19 protein-coding genes and 1 other RNA gene are annotated in these 17,190 nt (G+C 46.7%); 10 read left to right on the plus strand and 10 right to left on the minus strand.

The window, feature by feature from the left end; genetic code table 11:
- Window positions 1–15: 15 nt before the first annotated feature.
- The 4 genes from OOK74_RS07470 to thiE all read left to right on the plus strand — a co-directional run bounded on the left by OOK74_RS07470 (window position 16) and on the right by thiE (window position 3,157).
- Entirely contained in the window at window positions 16–966 is a 951-nt protein-coding gene (locus OOK74_RS07470; RefSeq protein ID WP_274721310.1) for an ABC transporter substrate-binding protein, read from the plus strand.
- Between the two features lie 17 nt (window positions 967–983).
- Window positions 984–1,655, plus strand: a complete 672-nt coding sequence (locus OOK74_RS07475; protein ID WP_274721309.1) for a TenA family protein — start codon at window positions 984–986, stop codon at window positions 1,653–1,655.
- A gap of 11 nt (window positions 1,656–1,666) precedes the next feature.
- Window positions 1,667–2,473, plus strand: coding sequence for a hydroxyethylthiazole kinase (gene thiM / locus OOK74_RS07480; RefSeq protein ID WP_274721308.1), 807 nt, complete (start codon window positions 1,667–1,669; stop codon window positions 2,471–2,473).
- A 69-nt stretch (window positions 2,474–2,542) separates the two neighbouring features.
- A complete protein-coding gene (thiE, locus tag OOK74_RS07485; RefSeq protein ID WP_274721307.1) occupies window positions 2,543–3,157 on the plus strand; it encodes a thiamine phosphate synthase in 615 nt (204 codons plus the stop codon).
- 204 nt (window positions 3,158–3,361) lie between these two features.
- Here thiE and OOK74_RS07490 read toward each other — a convergent pair whose 3' ends face one another.
- A complete protein-coding gene (locus tag OOK74_RS07490) occupies window positions 3,362–3,928 on the minus strand; it encodes a response regulator transcription factor (protein WP_278182510.1) in 567 nt (188 codons plus the stop codon).
- A complete protein-coding gene (locus tag OOK74_RS07495; RefSeq protein WP_274721305.1) occupies window positions 3,925–5,553 on the minus strand; it encodes an ATP-binding protein in 1,629 nt (542 codons plus the stop codon). The genes OOK74_RS07490 and OOK74_RS07495 overlap by 4 nt, the downstream gene beginning before the upstream one ends.
- A 236-nt stretch (window positions 5,554–5,789) precedes the next feature.
- Between OOK74_RS07495 and OOK74_RS07500 the strand changes: the two genes are divergently transcribed.
- Entirely contained in the window at window positions 5,790–7,136 is a 1,347-nt protein-coding gene (locus OOK74_RS07500) for a hypothetical protein (protein WP_274721304.1), read from the plus strand.
- A gap of 171 nt (window positions 7,137–7,307) precedes the next feature.
- Here the strand turns inward: OOK74_RS07500 and OOK74_RS07505 are convergent, their stop codons facing one another.
- From OOK74_RS07505 to OOK74_RS07515, 3 genes are all read right to left on the minus strand, one after another.
- A complete protein-coding gene (locus tag OOK74_RS07505) occupies window positions 7,308–8,339 on the minus strand; it encodes an IS630 family transposase (protein WP_001927356.1) in 1,032 nt (343 codons plus the stop codon).
- A 407-nt stretch (window positions 8,340–8,746) separates the two neighbouring features.
- Window positions 8,747–8,843: signal recognition particle sRNA small type (gene ffs / locus OOK74_RS07510), an RNA gene on the minus strand.
- Between the two features lie 139 nt (window positions 8,844–8,982).
- Window positions 8,983–9,723, minus strand: a complete 741-nt coding sequence (locus OOK74_RS07515) for a VP0952 family biofilm-associated protein (RefSeq protein ID WP_277206105.1) — start codon at window positions 9,721–9,723, stop codon at window positions 8,983–8,985.
- A 49-nt stretch (window positions 9,724–9,772) separates the two neighbouring features.
- Here OOK74_RS07515 and OOK74_RS07520 point away from each other — a divergent pair, with 49 nt between their 5' ends.
- Window positions 9,773–10,075, plus strand: a complete 303-nt coding sequence (locus OOK74_RS07520) for an MGMT family protein (RefSeq protein WP_274721302.1) — start codon at window positions 9,773–9,775, stop codon at window positions 10,073–10,075.
- A gap of 125 nt (window positions 10,076–10,200) precedes the next feature.
- Here OOK74_RS07520 and OOK74_RS07525 read toward each other — a convergent pair whose 3' ends face one another.
- Entirely contained in the window at window positions 10,201–10,635 is a 435-nt protein-coding gene (locus tag OOK74_RS07525; RefSeq protein ID WP_278182511.1) for a YbaY family lipoprotein, read from the minus strand.
- Window positions 10,636–10,785: 150 nt separating this feature from the next.
- Between OOK74_RS07525 and tesB the strand changes: the two genes are divergently transcribed.
- Window positions 10,786–11,646, plus strand: a complete 861-nt coding sequence (gene tesB / locus OOK74_RS07530; protein WP_278182512.1) for an acyl-CoA thioesterase II — start codon at window positions 10,786–10,788, stop codon at window positions 11,644–11,646.
- Window positions 11,647–11,656: 10 nt separating this feature from the next.
- On the opposite strand, the gene OOK74_RS07535 is transcribed toward tesB, so the two are convergent.
- Window positions 11,657–12,115: an Lrp/AsnC family transcriptional regulator gene (locus tag OOK74_RS07535; protein WP_278182513.1), complete on the minus strand. Its 459-nt coding sequence runs from the start codon at window positions 12,113–12,115 to the stop codon at window positions 11,657–11,659.
- 121 nt (window positions 12,116–12,236) lie between these two features.
- Here OOK74_RS07535 and OOK74_RS07540 point away from each other — a divergent pair, with 121 nt between their 5' ends.
- On the plus strand, window positions 12,237–13,304 hold the full coding sequence (locus tag OOK74_RS07540; protein ID WP_277206111.1) for a PLP-dependent cysteine synthase family protein: 1,068 nt from the start codon (window positions 12,237–12,239) through the stop codon (window positions 13,302–13,304).
- A gap of 157 nt (window positions 13,305–13,461) precedes the next feature.
- On the opposite strand, the gene sohB is transcribed toward OOK74_RS07540, so the two are convergent.
- Window positions 13,462–14,523, minus strand: coding sequence for a protease SohB (gene sohB, locus OOK74_RS07545; RefSeq protein ID WP_277206113.1), 1,062 nt, complete (start codon window positions 14,521–14,523; stop codon window positions 13,462–13,464).
- A 158-nt stretch (window positions 14,524–14,681) separates the two neighbouring features.
- Between sohB and OOK74_RS07550 the strand changes: the two genes are divergently transcribed.
- Window positions 14,682–15,425 carry a YciK family oxidoreductase gene (locus OOK74_RS07550; protein ID WP_278182514.1) on the plus strand — a complete coding sequence of 248 codons (744 nt, stop codon included), beginning with the start codon at window positions 14,682–14,684 and terminating at the stop codon, window positions 15,423–15,425.
- Between the two features lie 94 nt (window positions 15,426–15,519).
- Here the strand turns inward: OOK74_RS07550 and OOK74_RS07555 are convergent, their stop codons facing one another.
- Window positions 15,520–15,957 (minus strand): YcgN family cysteine cluster protein, encoded by a 438-nt coding sequence (locus OOK74_RS07555; RefSeq protein ID WP_278182515.1) that lies wholly within the window; start codon window positions 15,955–15,957, stop codon window positions 15,520–15,522.
- A 141-nt stretch (window positions 15,958–16,098) separates the two neighbouring features.
- Between OOK74_RS07555 and OOK74_RS07560 the strand changes: the two genes are divergently transcribed.
- Window positions 16,099–16,347, plus strand: coding sequence for a YkgJ family cysteine cluster protein (locus OOK74_RS07560; protein WP_274721294.1), 249 nt, complete (start codon window positions 16,099–16,101; stop codon window positions 16,345–16,347).
- Window positions 16,348–16,574: 227 nt separating this feature from the next.
- On the opposite strand, the gene recR is transcribed toward OOK74_RS07560, so the two are convergent.
- Window positions 16,575–17,177 (minus strand): recombination mediator RecR, encoded by a 603-nt coding sequence (gene recR / locus OOK74_RS07565; protein ID WP_278182516.1) that lies wholly within the window; start codon window positions 17,175–17,177, stop codon window positions 16,575–16,577.
- Window positions 17,178–17,190: the final 13 nt, after the last annotated feature.

Consider the following 17,190-nt stretch of genomic DNA (forward strand, 5'->3'; position numbering starts at 1 on the left):
CAAAGGATCCCCTCTATGAACAGAAACAGACTTATTCGCGCTACGGCTCTGCTGGCTTCGCTTATCGCCACTCACACCCTCGCGGCACAAAAAGAGCTGACGTTGATGTTAGATTGGTTCGTGAACCCCAATCACGGCCCGATCATTGTGGCTCAGCAGCTTGGTTACTTCCAAGAGCAAGGTTTGAAGGTCAATATTCAAGAACCAGCCGATCCCAGTATGCCGCCTAAACTGGTCGCGGCAGGTAAAATTGATCTGGCGATATCATACCAGCCAAACCTGATCATTGACGTGGCCGCGGGCCTGCCATTGATCCGCTCCGCGACACTGATCGCGACACCACTCAATACCATGATGGTGCTCGACAACGGCAAAAATAACAGCCTTGCCGATCTCAAAGGCAAGAAAATTGGGATTGCGATCGCAAGCAATGAAGAAGCGACCATCGGCACTATGCTGGCCCAAGACAATATCAAGCTGTCCGAGGTGCAAATCATCAATGTCGGCTGGGCGCTCTCTTCATCTTTAGCCTCAGGCAAAGTGGATGCGATTTGGGGTGGACTGCGTAACTTCGAAATGAACCAACTCGCGTTAGAAGGTTACCAAGCCAAAGCGTTCTTCCCTGAAGAATATGGCGTACCGGCATATGATGAACTGGTGTTTGTCGCAAATGCCAAAACTTACGACAAGCAAGCGATCACCGCCTTCAACAAAGCGCTTGAACGAGCCACCATGTACATCATCAACCATCCGCAATCCTCTTGGGCCACATTTGTCGCTTACTCACCAGACACGCTCAACAACCCACTCAACCAACGTGCTTGGAATGACACCTTGACCCGTTTCGCACTTCGTCCAGCCGCGATTGATCTAAAACGCTATGACGAGTATGCCGAGTTCATGTACTCGCAAAACATCATTACAACACGCCCACAAGCGAAAGATTACCTACCTAATTTTGACTGATCCCGAGGTTATCCCCTATGCAATACCAAGATTTAATCAACGCATGCCGTCAAGATTGGCAGCAATATACCGAACACCTTTTCGTGCAACAATTAGCCCAAGCAACACTGGCTCAGCCCTGTTTTCTGCACTATCTCAAACAGGATTTCTTATTTCTCAAACAATATGCTCGCGCTTACGCGTTAGCGATTTATAAAGCTCGCACATTGCATGACATGCGCCGGGCATTGCCAAGTGTTCAGGCGCTGCTAGAGTCAGAAATTACTCATCACGTCACTTACTGTGCGCAGTGGGGACTCACCGAGTCCGATCTGGAACATGAGCCGGAAGATGTTGGCACCATCGCCTATACCCGCTATGTGTTGGATGCGGGCATGAGCGGTGATTTGCTTGACCTGTACACGGCATTAGCCCCTTGCTCTATCGGTTATGCGACTATCGGCAAAATGCTGATCAACGATAAAAATACCGTTATCGTCGGTAATCCTTATGCAAGTTGGATCACTCTCTATGGTGGAGCAGAATTCCAGGCTGGGGTTGAAAAAGGCACACAACACTTTAACCAGCTATTAGCGGAAATCGACCTCAATAGCCAACGCGGTCAAAATCTGATTGAGGTATTCAAAACCGCAACACGCATGGAAGTGGCTTTCTGGCAACAAGGCTTGAACGCGAAACAAGGCAAATAGGGAAAATCGACATGTTAATTGAACAAATCACTCAAACGTTAAACGCAGTACGCCAACAAAAACCGCTGGTGGTTAACATCACTAACTACGTGGTGATGAACAACACGGCCAACGCTCTGCTGGCAATCGGCGCATCGCCAATCATGGCCCACTCACAACAAGAGATGGCAGAAATGATCGCCTTGGCTGGAGCGCTCGTGATCAACATTGGCACGCTCGATAGTGTTTGGACACCACGCATGCGGTTCGCGGTACAACAAGCGAATGCCAAGCATAAAGTCGTCGTGCTTGATCCTGTCGGCTGTGGCGCTAGTGGCTTGAGAACCGAAACCTCGCGCCAGATTGCGCGCTTGGCGGATCGACTGATCATTCGTGGTAACGCCTCAGAAATTATTGCGCTCGCCGGTCAGCCAGCACACAGTAAAGGGGTCGATGCCCTAGACTGTAGTGATGCTGCCTTAGGAGCCGCTCAGTTCCTCGTCGCCAACTATGGCGCAAACGTAGTCATTTCTGGCGAGACCGATTACATCGTCACCCCATCTCGCATCGTAAGCCTGCACAATGGTCATCCGATGATGCCATACGTCACCGGAATGGGTTGTACCCTAACCGCACTCACGGGTGCCTTTGCGGCAGTGGGCGATCACACCGGTTTGGCTGCCGCCGCAGTACTGGGCGTAGCCGGTGAAATCGCCGCAGAGCAAGCACGTGGCCCCGGCAGCTTACAATTCACTTTACTTGACGAGTTATATCGACTTGATGACCAAACATTAACTAAGCGACTCAAGCTACAAATTATTGAAAATTCAAGTAATTAAAACCCAAAAAACGAGCAACTGAAAAATGCCCCAACTCATCGCAAGGGTTGGTGGCAGTGAGGAAATCCCATGAATGCCTATCGTCTGTATTTAGTCACCGATGACCAACAAGATTTAGACACCCTCAAGTGGGTGGTCAGCAAAGCGGTACAAGGAGGGGTCACTATGGTGCAAGTTCGAGAAAAACATGGTGATGTGCGTGCTTTTATCACGCGAGCCATCGCGGTAAAACAGATCCTCCAAGGCACCAATGTACCGATGATCATCAACGACCGAGTGGATGTCGCGCTGGCGGTCGATGCTGATGGCGTACACCTCGGCCAATCGGACATGCCAGCGCACATCGCACGTCAGCTGATTGGCCCCAATAAAATCCTAGGTTTATCGATTGAAAATGAACAACAGCTTGCACAAGCCGACGCCCTGCCGATTGATTACATCGGCTTAAGCGCCATCTATGCCACGCCAAGCAAAACCAATACTAAAAAACACTGGGGTATCAATGGATTGAAGATGGCGCTCAACACAACCACCCTCCCCATCGTCGCGATCGGTGGCATCAACCAAAGCAATATTCCAGCCCTAACTACAACCGGTGTACACGGCTTAGCACTGCTATCAGCAATCTGTCATGCAGACGATCCCAAAGCAGCGTGTGAATATTTGCTGAGTTTAATGAAATGAGGAGAGAGTTGACTATGTTGCTGATGGTTTTTGATGCCAAAGAGTGGACTGTATCATCGCCAATGCCCGTAGATAATCCTGTGCATTAGAAAATGGATGATCATACGTTTAATAAAGTTTTAGACAATTTCGTGTTAGTGCTTTTTCTAATTTAGCAAAATGGATTAACTTAAATATTGCGAATCTTCCAACTAATTGTTTAGTTTAACGAACGGCCAAAACGCTTCGTTTATAGGAACTCAATTCGATTTTTGACTTGATGTTGTAACGATGATATTCGACGGTTTTCACCGAAATACCGAGTTTTGACGCAACATCTTTGGAAGAAAAGCCGAATGCCAAGAGATCAAGGATTTCACACTCCCTTTCAGTGAGTTTGGATCTGCTTTGCGCTAAGGAGACCAAACATTTGCTACGTTCGAGTGCAGCGGTGACTACCTTCGATAATGAGTCGCTATCCACAGGTTTTTCGAGGAAATCCATCGCCCCTTGTTTCAGGGCTTCAACCGCAACATGCACTTGTCCGTGTCCACTCAGAAAAATGATCGGCCAATGTGGCATCAATTCTTTCAGATGACGCTGTAACTCTAAACCACTCATCCCTCCCATCCGTAAGTCTAGAATGATGCAGGCAGGTAAAAAGTTAGGTCTTACTTGGTTCAGGAACGCTTCAGCAGATGAATAGCATTCTCCCTTTAAGTTATTGAGGGCAAACCAACGCGACATGGCTTTTCTAATTTGTAGGTCATCATCTACGACAAATACGGTCATTGGCCGGCCTCCACTTTAGGCAACGATATTCGGAACGTTGTGCCGGAATACTGAGAAGATTGCTTGTTATCATCAAGCAGTTCGATATGACCGCCAAACCCTTCCAGCATTGTTTTACAAATAGAGAGCCCTAAACCCATACCCTCTTTTTTGGTCGAGAAGAGTGTTTGGAAAATCTTGGCACGTACATCACTTTCAATCTGATCACCGTTGTTATGGATATCAATGACTACGTTATGAGCAGAACTAACAGTATGGAATGTGATATCTGTGGCGTTAGCTTGAATGGCATTCTTTATCAAATTAACCAATACCTGAGTAAGGGCAAGTTTGTCCACGTTGACAGACATGAGGCTCACATCAGGTTGCTCGAAGATTTGGACATTGTGTTTAATGATGGTTTCACTGAGTAGACGCTGTGCATCGTTAAGGCACTGGTGAACAGCAACAGTTTCGATGTGAAAAGATTTGCCTTCGCCAATACCTTTATAAATGCAGCGGTGGATTTGAACAGCTTTATTCAGTGCAAACTCGACATCTTGATTCAACTCAAGCAAAAGGCCACGGTTTATCTGTTGGTCACTTTGAAGCAATTGCATCGACATTTGACTGTTCATTAGTGCCGCTTGTAATGGAGAGGCCACCTCATGGGCAATGGTTGAGCTTAATTCGCTGAGCGATGACTTCTGCATTAGATTTGCCAACATCAATTGATTATCCCGCAATCGTTCATTCACGGCTATTTGATTATCGCGATACGAACCAAGTAAAAGCGTAATTAATGCCATAACGGCATAGAGCATTTGAATTTCAATAATGCTGTAAACCTGAGCATTAAAGAGATTATATATTGTAGCGGATAAAATATTGACAGAAAACGCAGAGAATATGCCCGCTTTTACGCCATGTTTAACTGAGACCAGTGCGATAGGGATGAGCACTAGATAATGGAAGTATGACCAATTGGGTTCAACGATGACCACAACAAAAATAGCCAAGCTCAACAGTGTCGCCAGAGTCACACTTGCTATCTGACTCGGAGTGATTTTCTTTAGGTGTTCTTTCGCTGTTTGAAGAGGGGTGGGGCTCTGAATTAGTTTCTCCAGCGCAAATGCAACAGGCGTGAACATGAGTAGCCCAGTTAAGTCTCCCACCATAAAAGAGATAAAGATATTGTGCAACCTGCTGAAAGGAGTGAAGCCAAACGTGTAGAACAAGGCTGAAGCAATAACGCCAGAACAAGCGGTTGCTAACAGCCCCATCACAATAAACCGCCAAACGGCATCAACATCGGAAAATTTCAGCTCAGATGCAGCAAGCAGCCTTTTTAGTCCATAACCAGCAAGAGCATATATCAGGGTCTGGCGTGTGATATGGAGCCAATTAAATAAGGTTAAATCCCATGGTGGCTTGTCTGAAAAACTAGCAAAGACGGCAGCGAGAAAAATGATCGGGAAAAACCGCAATCCTTGCGTAAAGGTTAACGCTACGATAAACGCTGGAGCAGGGAAAAATGCACTGATAGCTGCCACGTTGGGATTGAGCAGAAATAGTAGAGAAAACTCGTAAAGAATGAAAAAGGTAACAATACAGCGAAGGCTATTAAATAGTAAGCTTTGGTTCAATGTTTCAAATTCTCAATATTGCTAAAAGCACATGAATTCAGAGACTTTTCCTGCGGCGGCAGCTTAACAATAAAACGGGTCTTCGTACATCTTTTTTACTTTCCTTTCGTGTAGTGCATTCTTGGTTTGATTGATTGTTCTGCATTCAAAGAAGGGGGACTTCCCAGTATTTTTTACTGATTTCAAGTTTGGCGGATTCGTATAAGTTTAGTTTTTTATTCTGATAAGGAACAGGTATGCAATTTCCAAAGCGAACGGTAGCGGTAGCCATTATAGTAGGTTTACTTTCTGCGTGTGGTGGTTCAGAAGAATCTAGTCCGTTACCACCAAAAACACTAACGGCCATCGACGGCTATTTGATTGGAGCAGAGGTATATGTTGATCGCAACCAAAATGGCAAAGCAGATGCGGATGAAAAACTGGATCAGCTCAGTGGTGAAAAAGGCCAAATCGCTATTCCGAGCGCTGATGCAGAGTTCGATGTGATTGTGAAAGCCATCGCTGGTAAAACCCGAGATAGCGATAAAGGTGGCACAGTTGAGCAGAGTTTTGAATTGCTTGCAAAAAGCACCAGCTCAGTGGCATCTCCTTTCACAACCATAGCTTTTGCCCAGAACAAAACCATGGAAGCGTTGGCAGCTGAACTTGGCTATGATAGCAATACGCTAAGTCATGACTATGTGGCATTGAAAAACTCAGCAGAAGATGCCAAATCAGCGCACCTTTTTGCGAGAAGTATTGTTTCGTCACTGGATATGGATAAAAACAGTGATGATTTTGCGACCCGCATGAAATCAATTAACGATGAGATAGATAAACTTATTAACCAAGACAAAGAGTTGGATGACATAGTGATCTATCTGTCTGATACAGGTGTAGCTTCTGTATCTTCCATGCCGCCAACACTTACTGAATTTATGGACAAGCAGACGTATGTCTCATTTAGTATGAATGACTTCTGGCGTACCCGAGATAATGGTGATGAGGTCGCGTACTGGCAGTTTGATATCAACAACAATGCGGTTAAGTTAAATGAGATACCTCTCTCACTGGCATTTGATAAGTTGAACCCTAACTCTTTCTTTATGACTTGGTCGAAAGAGCCAAACGTTGAATGTGAATACCCTTATGGCTCAGTATGTCGATCAGAGATGCAAGATGATTTCATCTTCATGGAGAATGAATTTGCATTGGCTATTTCCGTTGATGGTGATATTCAGATCTACCTCAAGCCAAGGGAATCAGAGTCCATAGATCACACGTTGAACGGTGTGGACCAGTTCGACTTGACCAGCAGTTCAATCGAGCTAAATACTTATCATCACTTGGATGATAAATCGACAGACTGGTCGCCAAAACCTTCTCTGAGGGAGCTTTCTGGTGGAACAATTAAAATCATTTCAGCTGACAATGGAACAATTTCTTTCGGCGATTTGGAATACCAAGTGATACGCGGTAATGGACAGATTTACATAATAAAACGAGCCGATGGGCATCCTTCATTGTTGTTCCGCAATGAACAACTGGCGGATCTAATGAAGTCAAAATGGGAAAACCATAAATTGGAACAACCAGATGATTAGAAGTATTTATCAGTTTGAATCCTAGCTATTGCATATATTATTGGCCATATTAAGGATACAGTTTCAGCAACTGAAAATTATCTATAATGAAATATTGGTGAACCCCAGCGCTGCTGGGGTAACGCTCATATACTCTTACGGGTAACATTTGGTAGTTCGAGCTATACCGAATCAACTTGAAGATGCTGGCTTGAGAACCTGAAAATTATCATTAATTCGAGATGTCAAAGAGCCTGCGATCTCTGGAAGAGTCACTGCAAAAAATTGGTCTATTGCCGCCTTGAAGTCCCGTTTTCTTTTGAAGTAAACGTTGTTCCTCGACTTCTCATTCATTACTTTCCATAGCCGCTCGATTGGGTTGAGGTTTGGACTGTAAGGTGGAAGATAATGCAGTTCAATATTCAGGACAAACGCCGCATCTTTGACTAAGTCACTGCGGTGATATCCCGCACCATCCAAGATGATATGAAGCTTATGAGCTAAGGGATAACTCTTTCTTAACTCACAGAAAAAGCGAACAATCGATTCACTGTTAATGCTCTCATAGTTGTGAACAATGGTTGCTCCAATATCCGACAAGTTCAGTGCGCCAATAATGTTCAATCGGCTACGATTACCCGTTGTTTCAATCACTTTATCCTGACCAGTTCGTATCCAGCCATGAGATATTTTTGTTGATAGTGTTGGGTGAACTGCGTCGATAAAGACTATCGATTCATCCTTGCCACAGCTTGCCTTTAACGCTTCATAAGCCTCTATAAATGCTTGCTGTTGTGCTTCATCAAACTTGTGTGGTACGCCTTTCGGTTGCTTGTAGCTAAAACCATTGTGGTGAAGCCATTTATTCATACCAGAAACCGTGTAATCCAGTCCAAATGTCTCTTTAACGTAAGTGACAATTTGATGCGTATGAGAATAGGTTTTCTCAGTCAAATGCTCGATTAGGTGCATGGTTTGAGTAGCAGAAAGCTTGCTTTGGCTTCCGCCATTTTCAGGCTTAAGTTTTTCAGAAAGAACGTAGTCGCTGAGATGACGAGCAACGGTCGATTCATGAATACGAAGAGCTTGTGAAATCATAGTCTGACTCCAGCCTTCAGAAGCCAGCAAAACAGCCTTAATACGGTCGCAAACTCGACTATCACGTTCAATGTCGTGCATTTGTTCGAGTTGCAGTTTCTGTTGAGGAGTCAGTGTAATTTTCATGGTTCGTAGCATGACCCTGATTCTATCGAAAATCAAGCATCTTCAATGATCACGGGTATAGCATCAGGAAAATATGAACGATAATTTATTCTAACTTCCTTATTAGAGCAGAAACAATTCACGAAACAGGTTATTTTACAATTGGGCAATGGTTTGTTGCCCAATTAAATTTCATGATGGTTTAATTCCTTCTAAACACGTTTTGGGGCAAAAGTACGTTGCAGCTCTTAAATAACCAAAAAGTTGAGAGGTAAAACTTTTGATATTTAGGTGGTATTCGAGGTGAAAACAGAAATCGAACCCCAGAATGGAGAAAGTGCGAACAACTGTATCATTCTGCAAGCTCATAAACTTACAGCTTATGCTTTTAATTGGACACTTTATGCTTTCAGCGACAAGATGGGCGGAGGCCCCAGCCACATCCCGGCACACACGTCATCCGCTGTGGCTGCTTCCTTCCGGATCTGACCAGGTTCACGAACTAGTGTTGCGGGAGGACCAGGGCCCCCATCGATTTGAGTTTGGATTATCTCCAAAGCGGGGCGATTATTAAACATCGACCTAACCAATGCAAGCGATAATACTGATTTCGGTCGATACACCAACCTAAACGCGCAGCATTTCACCACTTACTGGTCTTTTGCTATGGCTGAGATGCTTGCTCAGTGCTTTTCAACACATAATCAGTTATCCATGCTGTCGCTAAGATTGATATCCATACCACGAAAACGGGTTTGGGGATCTCGACACTCGGTGAGAGCACTAACGTAGCAAAGCTGACACAAGGTAGGCTCCACCCCAATAAATTGCTCCAATTGATCATAGAGGCAGATTTAGAGAGTAACTGCTCACCCGCGGCCAACATGCCAGTAAGCAGCAAAGCGATGGCAACGGCATCAAATTGCTCCGCAACCCACAGCGGCACAAGCAAGCCTAACACCCACCAATGGTGAGAAGGGCTTGGTTGCCAGCCGCGTGCCACCCACCATGTCAGCATCACCAGCAATAATTGCCCTAGCGTAATCAGCGGTGAACCTTCCAGTTTGCCGGCAGATTGAGTTACCATAATGCCAACGTATAAGGTGATGGCCATCAATGCGCATACCGCGACCACTCGCCAATTGCTGTGCGCAGAAAAGGCCACCATCAATAACGGGATCACTATCCATTGACTCACCGATAAAGCGACGGGTTGCAGTGGCAAAGTGGCGGCAAAAGCCCCCAGCGTGACCAGCAATACTAGGCTAGAAAAGCGTAAGGTTAACCATAAACTCGGGATCAAAAAGGCGATGATGGGGATTGCTCCGTCACTCACTCCCACCACATGTGCCGCAGCCATTGAACATAAGGCAGCACTCAAAAATTGTAAGGCAGACAATAACATGCCAACTCCCTATACCTATCCTTGGTAAATCATTACGGGCTTTTGCATTATGAACCCATTTTTACAACAGATCTTTGTCGTGATTCACCAAATTCCATTTGGTCAGGTATCAACTTATGGCGCGGTGGCCAAAATGGCGGGTTATCCGGGTTATGCTCGTCAGGTGGGTAAAGCGCTCAGTCAACTACCAGCCGATAGCCAACTGCCGTGGTATCGGGTGATCAATAGCCAAGGAAAGATATCACTGCTAGGAGAGGATTTCGTTCGCCAACAGCAACATCTATTGGCAGAAGGCGTCGAGGTGAGTCCGACGGGGAAAATATCGTTACGCCACTATCAGTGGCAACCTTAACCCACAGTGGCAACTTTAACCAAGCAGGTGAAAACCACAAGGGCAGCCCCAATACCGCTGCCCTATTTTGCTGTCCTTGGATTGACTAAATGACGCTCGGCCATAAGGCCAACTCAGTGACTCTTTTACGGTTGACTATGAACGCCGACCAGCATCATATTCACTTGCTTGGTCGCATCAGCATCGGTGATCACCGCATAGTGACTATCGCTAATAAAACGTAGCGTACCATCAAGCTCAATTCGCGCACTGACACTGTAACGGTGGCTCGGATCAATCTTACTGCGGTCATAGCTCAAATTAAACGCCAGTGGTATCTGCGATCCATTGGTAATAAAATTTTGCTTGGCAATCACGATTGCTGGGGCATCGGCCAATGAGACATCTTGTAGGTAGACCGTCACCAACGCATTATCGGGCAGCGCAATTCGCTCACGATAAGCGACTGTGCCAGTGATGGATTGCATTTTATCTTGCTCCTGACTGGATTCACTCAATTGGCATCCACTGAGCAGCGCCGTCAACAGCACTGAGAACAGAACCAAAAAAACCTTTTGCATAAAGCCTCACTACACTGGAAAAATATCGGAATTGGCAAACCAGCAAATTATATGCCATGGCGATATTTGTGTCATGGCAGCACGAGATTATTGACAAATATCTGACTCGCATCCCAAGATCAGCGAAATAGACGAAAAGGATCGTAACTCATGAGTAAACCGTTAGATGAGCTGCTAAAGCTGCTGCAATTAGAAAAGCTAGAAGAGGGATTATATCGCGGCGCGAGTGAGCACATAGGGTTGCCGCAAGTGTACGGTGGTCAAGTGATCGGCCAAGCACTCTCTGCCGCTCGCTACACGGTGGAACCAGACCGTACTGTGCACTCTTTCCACAGCTATTTCTTGTATCCGGGCGATCCTGAAAAACCGATCATTTACGATGTAGAAAACCTGCGCGATGGTAAAAGTTTTAGTACCCGCCGAGTAAAAGCGATTCAAAATGGGCGGCCAATTTTCTACTTAACCGCCTCTTATCATGGGGAAGCGCCGGGATTTGAGCATCAAAAAAGCATGCCGGAAGTCGCAGGACCGGAAAACTTTGCCTCTGAAACCGAATTAGCCGCGCAGATTGCTCAATTCCTACCAGAAAAACTGCAAAAAACCTTGTGTGGCGAAAAACCGATTGAAATACGCCCAGTGACCGTGGTCAATCCGCTCAAGCCACAAAAAATTGAACCCAAGCAGTATTTGTGGATCCGTGCCAACGGCAACCTGCCACAGGATCAATTAATTCACCAATACCTACTCGGTTATGCTTCAGATTGGGGTTTTCTCACCACAGCATTACATCCGCATGGCGTTTCCTTGCTGACCCCTAAATTCCAAGTCGCGACTATCGATCACTCGATCTGGTTTCATCGCCCATTCAAAATGGACGATTGGTTGCTGTATGCGATCGAAAGTCCAACCGCCAGCAATACCCGCGGCTTAGTGCGTGGAGAAATCTATGATCGACAAGGCAATTTGATCGCAACCGCGGTGCAAGAAGGCGTGATGCGCTTTTTGAACTAAAACACGCCGTTTATAACGGTAATTGAGTGGTGTATTTGAGTGACTCCATCGCAAAGGTGGAGGTCACTTTGTTCAATCCCTCAATGCTATTGACCAGTTTTTTATAAAACTGGTCAAAACAGGCCATATCTTTGACCAACACCTTCATCATATAGTCGTATTCACCGGCCATACGATAAAACTCCATCACCTCGGGAAACTCTTCCACCACACTGACAAAGCGGCAATACCATGCGTGAGAATGGTTATTGGTCGTCACCATCACAAAAGCGGTAAACGCAAGATCAAGCGCTTGCGCATCCAGCAGTGCCACGCGCTCACGGATCACCCCACTCTCTTGCATTTTTTTTAAACGTTTCCAACAAGGTGTCGTGGTTAAGTTCACCGTCTGGGCTAACTCATTGAGCGATATGGTGCAATCTTTTTGCAAAATTGCCAAGATTTGCCGATCAACCTGATCCAGTAACATAGTAACCTCGATGTAGAGAGAAAATTTTTCTCCAAAACTACAAAAACACAGCAAAAATGGCAAAGTTTTTCTCAGGATGACTGGTTACACTAGATCGGTAACTCAATCAGGAAACTTTGCTATGTGTACTGACCATCAGTGGATCAATAGTGCGATCCGCAAAATAGAAGCCGACTATCAACGCTCGGCCGATACCCATTTAATCAAACTTGATCTGCCTTGCGTCGCCGGGGTCGATATCTATTTGAAAGATGAAAGTACCCATCCAACCGGTTCACTCAAACATCGCTTAGCTCGTTCACTGTTTTTGTATGCCTTATGTAACGGCTGGATTGGGCCACAAACCACGATTATTGAATCCTCTTCTGGCAGCACGGCGGTTTCCGAAGCCTATTTTGCTCGCCTGCTTGGCCTGCCCTTTATTGCGGTGATGCCAAAATGCACCGCACGCAAAAAAATCGAACAAATTCAATTTTATGGTGGCAAAGCACACCTTGTGGATCGCTCGGATCAGATTTACGCAGAATCTCACCGCCTCGCCCAAGAGCTGCAAGGCCACTATATGGATCAGTTCACTTATGCTGAACGCGCCACCGATTGGCGCGGCAACAGCAACATCGCGGACAGTATTTTCAGCCAGATGCAGTTAGAGCAACACCCAGTGCCGAGTTGGATTGTGATGAGCCCAGGGACTGGCGGCACTTCGGCCACCATCGGACGCTTTATTCGCTACCAACAGCACAACACCAAACTGTGCGTAGTTGACCCACAAAACTCGGTGTTTTATGACTACTACCGCACTCGCAATCCTGACTTGACTGGTGAGTGTGGCAGCAAAATTGAGGGGATTGGCCGCCCAAGAGTTGAGCCGAGCTTTATTGCTGATGTGGTGGATGAGATGCGCCAAGTCGCCGATGCAGCCAGCATTGCCACCATTTATTGGTTGGAGAACATTCTTGGCCGTAAGGCTGGAGCCTCAACCGGCACCAATCTGTATGGCGCTCTACAACTGGCGTGTGAAATGAAGCGGCGTGGCGAGCAAGGCTCGATTGTCACTCTGTTATGCGATAGCGGTGAACGCTATCTGGATACCTATTACAACCCAGAGTGGGTCAAACACAATATTGGCGATTTGAGCGAGTACCTGCACAAATTAGAGACTTTCTCCGCCACTGGCTGCTTAGATTAAACAACCTCACTGACCAAATACAAAAACGCGCTTAGAATTCACGCTAAGCGCGTTGGATTGGTGAGAGCGCTGGCTAGAAATCACTCCATAATGACCACTATATCAAGGGTCGTTATATCAAGGGTCGTTATATCAAGGGTCGTTATACCAATGGTCGTTATACTAGGGGACGTTGACCTCGGCTGATCAGTTTGAGTAGCACGTTGTCAGCCGCCTCCCCTGCCACACCGGCTAATTTATCGGCCAGCTTTTTCTTCTGCACATAATGCAGTTGCAATACCTTTTTGGTTTTGCACGCGGCACTGATCAAATCATCCGACGTTTGAATGTCATCGACTAATCCCAACGCTTTGGCTTGAGTGCCAAACCAGTGCTCACCCGTCGCGACTTGATTAAGATCCAGCGCTGGACGGCGCTCGGCAATAAAGTCTTTAAACAGTTGATGCGTTTCTTCTAACTCTTGTTTGAATTTATCCCGCGCTTTATCGGTGTTTTCACCAAACATGGTTAGGGTGCGTTTGTATTCGCCCGCAGTCAGTTGCTCAAATTCGATATCATTTTTTTTCAGTAGCTTATGGAAGTTTGGCAACTGAGCCACCACCCCAATCGAGCCGACAATCGCAAATGGCGCACTGACAATTTTATCTGCGATACAGGCCATCATATAACCGCCACTGGCCGCCACTTTATCCACCGCAATGGTCAGTGGTAAGCCAGCCGCTTTAATGCGATCCAATTGTGATGATGCCAAGCCGTAACCATGCACCATACCGCCACCGGTTTCCAAGCGCAGCAGCACTTCATCGCCACTTTGGGCAACCGCTAAGATCGCGCTCACCTCTTCACGCAGTGAAGCCACTTCTTTGGCATCAATGCTGCCATGAAAATCCAGCACAAACAGATGCGAGTCACGTTTGCTCGCTAGATCGCCTTGTTTAGCCGCTTGCTTAAGCGATTTTTCACGACTTTTCTGCTCCGCTTTCTCTTTTTTCTTATCCGCTTTATCGCGCGCTTTTAAAAATGCTTCGTCATGCAGATAAGCTTCTAAATGCTCAACCGTGTGTTTATATTGCTCAGTTAGATCGGTGATTTCCAACTCACCTTTGCCCGCAGCACTGCGTGCGCCGAGTGATTTTACGATCACGAGCAGCGCCACCAATCCGACTAACACCGTCACTATCTTGGCCAAAAACAGACCATATTCTAATAAAAACGCCAAGTGATTCATCCTTCTTGAATACGAATTGGTGTATTGTAACCACCTTGTCACGCAGACTTAAAGCAAATCCTCTTCCGAGTCGACTAAGCTTGGATTTTTGACCCGCGCTAACCCGTGTTTGCCAGCCGGAAGAGCTAAAAAATAATAAGGAATAAGACGTGAATTATTCAGTTTCAACCGACGCTTTGAAAGAGAAAGTGATTTTAGTCACCGGAGCCAGCGATGGCATCGGCAAACAAGCGGCATTAAGTTTTGCCGCACATGGGGCGACGGTGATCCTACTCGGCCGTAATGTTGAAAAGCTCGCACAGACTTATGATGCGATTGAAGCGGCCGGATATCCCACCCCAGTGATAATGCCTTTGGACATGCAAGGCGCCAGCAAACAAAACTATTTGGATATGGCCGACAGCATTGCCGATCAGTTTGGCCGTTTAGATGGTGTGCTACACAATGCGGGGTTGCTCGGCACGTTAGACCCATTTGAACAAATTAGTGAAGCCTGTTTTGATCAAGTGATGCAAGTCAACGTCAAAGCACAGTTGCTGATGACCCAAGCGTTACTGCCACTGCTGCATCAATCCAGCGATGCTCGGATTGTGTTTACCAGCTCAACGGTCGGACATAGTGGACGCGCTTACTGGGGCAGCTACGCCATTTCAAAATTCGCCACCGAAGGTATGATGCAGATTTTGGCCGATGAACTGAGCGAAACGACCATTCGCGTTAACGCGATTAATCCAGGGGGAACCCGTACCGCGATGCGTGCCAAAGCCTACCCTGCAGAGGATGCTGAGCAGTTAAAAACTCCGCTCGATATTATGCCGCTCTATCTGTACTTAATGGCTCCTGAAGGGCGCGCGGTGCATGGTCAATGTATTGATGCGCAACCCAAGAAATAACGCGCTTTAGTTTTGGCTTGCGCAGGAAGACCAACGCCTTGCAAGTAGCAAGGCGTTTTGGGTTCTCTAACATCACTATCGATGAGGAAAGCGCTTAATCGCGGCTCATCAGCACAATATGATCTTCCCAATCAATCACATCCACTTCATACACCACTTTCCCGCGTACACTTTCATCCGCAGCATGCATCGCATCTTTCGATCCGGTTAACAGCGGGTGCCACTTAGGTAGCGTTTGACCACTGCCCAACAACCGGTAAGCACAAGTCTCAGGCAACCAGATAAATTCGGCAATTTTGTCACGAGTCAGTTTTAAACACTCTTCGCCAGAGCTAAAACGATTAGGGTAATCTTTACAAGAGCAGGTTTCGCTATTGAGCCAGCTACACGCCACATTGGTGTAGTAGATTTCATCGGTATCTTCATCCATGAGTTTGTGCAGGCAGCATTTGCCACAACCATCGCACAGCGATTCCCATTCCGTTTCGGTCATTTGGTCTAAAGTTTTGCTGTGCCAGAAGGGTGTACTCATTGCAGTGTCTTACGCTTAATCGATTGGGGCTCGATTTATACTCTTTGCGCTGCCAAAGTGCAACAAAAGAGCAAGTCAGTGCATCCAACGAGGCTTTCTGTTAGGATGGCCGCCCATTTTTCCCCGTGTAAAGAGAGCATGATGGATTGTCGATTAGGCTGCGGAGCGTGTTGTATCGCACCGAGTATTTCCTCCCCGATCCCCGGCATGCCACACGGCAAACCAGCTGGGGTGCGCTGCATTCAGCTCAATGAGCATAATTTGTGCAAGCTATTTGGCCGCCCTGAGCGCCCAAAAGTGTGCCACGATTTCAAAGCCTGCCCTGTCGTTTGTGGCAAAACTAATCAGCAAGCCCTCGCCAATTTAACCGAGCTTGAGCAATTAACTTGAAAAGTTACCCAAACAACTTGGCGTTGCAGGTAGGCGGCAAGTGAGTGAGTCCCCATGAGCATAGACAGGCTATGTGATTGGGGTGAACGAACGTCGCCAACACCGCTGCAGCTTCAAGTAGGAAGGGTAACACTCGCTAAGGCAAGGCAATTTGCCGTATTGACCGTATTCACCACCAGATAAAACAATGCCGCTCATTGAGCGGCATTAGAATTGCTGAGGCTGAGTTAACACAGTTTATGCCGACCTAATAGCGAGTGCGATAAGGTCGTGCCATCCACCAACTCCAGCTCACCGCCCACAGGGACACCATGAGCAATACGGCTGGCCGTCACTTGGTGCTCACGACACAATTGGGAAATATATTGCGCCGTCGCTTCACCTTCCACGGTTGGATTGGTAGCTAAGATCACTTCACTGATGTCGCTGCGTTGTAAGCGATAATCGAGTGTATCGAGGCCGATATCGCTCGGCCCAATCCCATCCAGTGGCGACAGATGACCCATCAACACAAAATAGCGCCCAGAAAACTGACCGGTGGCCTCAAGCGCAGCAATATCCGCCGGACTTTCCACCACACATAACTGACCATTTTCTTTACGCTTAGGATTGCTGCAGATATGACAAACATCCTGCTCAGTAAAGGTGCGGCACTCCTGACAATGGCCAATTTCCACCATCGCCTGACTGAGTGCCTCAGCCAGTTGTAAGCCGCCTTTACGATCGCGCTGTAATAGATGAAACGCCATGCGCTGTGCCGATTTAGGGCCAACGCCCGGCAAGCAACGCAAGGTTTCCATCAAATGTTCCAGCATATGACTGGTACGCATCAAGTTCGCTCAG

Source organism: Vibrio misgurnus (genome assembly GCF_029635775.1).
Classification (GTDB): domain Bacteria; phylum Pseudomonadota; class Gammaproteobacteria; order Enterobacterales; family Vibrionaceae; genus Vibrio; species Vibrio chanodichtyis.

Bases quoted from the DNA above. Each gene is read 5' to 3' on its own strand.
- OOK74_RS07540 (WP_277206111.1), top strand. From the start codon at position 12,237: ATGTGTACTGACCATCAGTGGATCAATAGTGCGATCCGCAAAATAGAA.
- OOK74_RS07470 (WP_274721310.1), top strand. From the start codon at position 16: ATGAACAGAAACAGACTTATTCGCGCTACGGCTCTGCTGGCTTCGCTT.
- tesB (WP_278182512.1), top strand. From the start codon at position 10,786: ATGAGTAAACCGTTAGATGAGCTGCTAAAGCTGCTGCAATTAGAAAAG.
- OOK74_RS07505 (WP_001927356.1), bottom strand. From the start codon at position 8,339: ATGAAAATTACACTGACTCCTCAACAGAAACTGCAACTCGAACAAATG.
- OOK74_RS07490 (WP_278182510.1), bottom strand. From the start codon at position 3,928: ATGACCGTATTTGTCGTAGATGATGACCTACAAATTAGAAAAGCCATG.
- OOK74_RS07535 (WP_278182513.1), bottom strand. From the start codon at position 12,115: ATGTTACTGGATCAGGTTGATCGGCAAATCTTGGCAATTTTGCAAAAA.
- recR (WP_278182516.1), bottom strand. From the start codon at position 17,177: ATGCGTACCAGTCATATGCTGGAACATTTGATGGAAACCTTGCGTTGC.
- OOK74_RS07475 (WP_274721309.1), top strand. From the start codon at position 984: ATGCAATACCAAGATTTAATCAACGCATGCCGTCAAGATTGGCAGCAA.
- OOK74_RS07560 (WP_274721294.1), top strand. From the start codon at position 16,099: ATGGATTGTCGATTAGGCTGCGGAGCGTGTTGTATCGCACCGAGTATT.
- OOK74_RS07555 (WP_278182515.1), bottom strand. From the start codon at position 15,957: ATGAGTACACCCTTCTGGCACAGCAAAACTTTAGACCAAATGACCGAA.
- OOK74_RS07515 (WP_277206105.1), bottom strand. From the start codon at position 9,723: ATGTTATTGTCTGCCTTACAATTTTTGAGTGCTGCCTTATGTTCAATG.
- OOK74_RS07520 (WP_274721302.1), top strand. From the start codon at position 9,773: ATGAACCCATTTTTACAACAGATCTTTGTCGTGATTCACCAAATTCCA.
- OOK74_RS07525 (WP_278182511.1), bottom strand. From the start codon at position 10,635: ATGCAAAAGGTTTTTTTGGTTCTGTTCTCAGTGCTGTTGACGGCGCTG.
- thiM (WP_274721308.1), top strand. From the start codon at position 1,667: ATGTTAATTGAACAAATCACTCAAACGTTAAACGCAGTACGCCAACAA.
- thiE (WP_274721307.1), top strand. From the start codon at position 2,543: ATGAATGCCTATCGTCTGTATTTAGTCACCGATGACCAACAAGATTTA.
- OOK74_RS07500 (WP_274721304.1), top strand. From the start codon at position 5,790: ATGCAATTTCCAAAGCGAACGGTAGCGGTAGCCATTATAGTAGGTTTA.